This window comes from uncultured Thiodictyon sp. (assembly GCA_903837595.1).
GTDB lineage: Bacteria > Pseudomonadota > Gammaproteobacteria > Chromatiales > Chromatiaceae > Thiodictyon.
The window spans coordinates 1-1,810 of the sequence record CAILVI010000010.1; the positions used below are offsets into that span (position 1 = coordinate 1).

3 protein-coding genes are annotated in these 1,810 nt (G+C 66.5%); all 3 read right to left on the bottom strand.

The features are described from left to right. Positions 1-798: alpha-amylase family glycosyl hydrolase (locus tag QZY44_RS00620; protein ID WP_295440759.1), on the bottom strand; the 798-nt coding region annotated here is incomplete at its 3' end. Next, a complete protein-coding gene (locus QZY44_RS00625) occupies positions 795-1,532 on the bottom strand; it encodes a (Fe-S)-binding protein (protein ID WP_295440762.1) in 738 nt (245 codons plus the stop codon). The genes QZY44_RS00625 and QZY44_RS00620, both read right to left, overlap by 4 nt. A 68-nt stretch (positions 1,533-1,600) precedes the next feature. Then, positions 1,601-1,810 (bottom strand): hypothetical protein (locus QZY44_RS00630; protein ID WP_295440765.1); only part of this gene is annotated, 210 nt, incomplete at its 5' end.

The following is a 1,810-nucleotide window of genomic DNA, read 5'->3' on the forward strand; positions in this document are numbered from 1 at the left end:
CTGGAAGATCGCGTCACCGCTGCCCGAATGGTTGATGACGAAGTCAAGAATGACGCCGATCCCGCGCTTGTGCGCCTCGGCGACAAAGGTCTCGAAATCGGCCATGGTGCCGTACTGCGGATTGACGGCTAAGTAATCGGTCACGTCGTAACCGTGGTAGGAGGGGGATGGCTGGATGGGCATCAGCCAGATGCCGGTGATCCCCAGGTCGCAGCGCCGGAAGATGTCGCGCAGGTAGGCCCGGGCGATCTTGGTCATCTCGGTCGGGTCTTCGGTGTACGGGCAGCCCAGCTCGCGGGTCATGGCACGGGCCACCTGCCGGCGGTCCATGTGGATGATCGGCGTGATGATGTGACTGGGACGGTCGTGGTCGATCTGGACGATGAACTCGCCCAGATCGGTCTCGACGACGCGGATGCCGGCCCCCTCCAGGGCCTGGTTCAGGCGGACCTCCTCGCTGGTCATGCTCTTGCCCTTCACGGCCAGCTTGAGCCCGCGCGCCGCGGCCAGATCGACCACGATGCGGCATGCGGCGGCGGCATCGGCAGCGAAATGTACCCGCGCACCCAGACCCTCGGCACGCTCGACGAATTGCTCCAGGTAGCGCGGCAGGTTCTCGATCGTGTGTTGTCGGATTTGGGCCGCCCGGGCGCGCAGCTCATCGGCGTGGTGCATCTTGCCCAGGGACGCCGCCCGCTGGTCCACCTTGCGCCAAGTGGCGAGGTGGACCGCGCGAACCACCCGTTCATTCGCCGTCGCCTCCGCCAGCCGCGCTCGCAGCTTCTTTTCGCCGCTCATGGCGAAGGCTCCATCAGGCCGAGCGATTCCGCCAGGCACTCGGCGATGTGCTTGAAACGCAGCGGCAGGCCGCGACGGTGCGCCCCGCCGGCCATTTGCAGGGTACACGCGGCCTCGTTGCTGATCACCAGGTTGGCGCCGGTGGCCGCCAGCTCGTCGAGCTTGTCTCGCAGCATGGCGGCGCTGAGTTCCGGGTAGTCCACCGCGAACAGGCCGCCAAAGCCGCAGCACAGGTCGGGCCGGGCGGGGACGCGTACGTCGCCCGCTTTCGACAGCCAGCCTTGCAGGTCGGCGAGGCTGTATATCTCCCGTGCGTGGCAGGGGTAATGAAACGTGACCGGTTCCTCGAACCTCAACAGGCCAGCGATGTCCACCTTCAGTTCGTCACGCAGAAACGTGCAGAACTCCCAGGTCCTGTCCGCCAGTCGCCGCGCGCCGTCCTGCTGCCCTGGGCTCCCCGCCAGAAGCGTCGGTCCATGATGCTTGACCATCGTCGCGCAGGATGCCGAGGGCGTGACCACGCGCTCGCAGGCGCCGAACGCCGCGCTCATCCGGCGCACAAGGGTGGCCGCCTCGCAATGGAAGCCGCTATTGAACGCCGGTTGCCCGCAGCAGGTCTGTTGGGGAGGGAATTGGACGCGGCAGCCGAAGTGCCGCAGGACGGTCACGACCGCCTGTCCAACGCGCGGGAAGAACGTGTCGGTCAGGCAGGTGACAAACAGGGCGACATCCATATGCCGTCGGCGGTCGCCTCCGCGCGTCCCCCGGCTTCCACCATGGTCACCGCAAAGCGAGTGCGTTTCTAGGGCGAAAACGGATCAGAACCCGGGTTGGTGACGTTGCAGTAGGGGGGGTACGTGCAGGCCGGGTCCACGTCCGGGTCGGCCCCCGGGCCCTCGTAGCCCGAGCGGATGAAGCTATACGTGGTCGGGTTGTAGTTGAGAAACGTCCCGCACGGATTGAAGTTGGCCACGTAGTGGGTGATACCGGGGACGCAGCCGCCGAAGCGATC

What these genes read in the sequence shown, in the direction of transcription:
- QZY44_RS00625 (WP_295440762.1), bottom strand. Translation starts at nt 1,532, where the DNA reads ATGGATGTCGCCCTGTTTGTCACCTGCCTGACCGACACGTTCTTCCCG.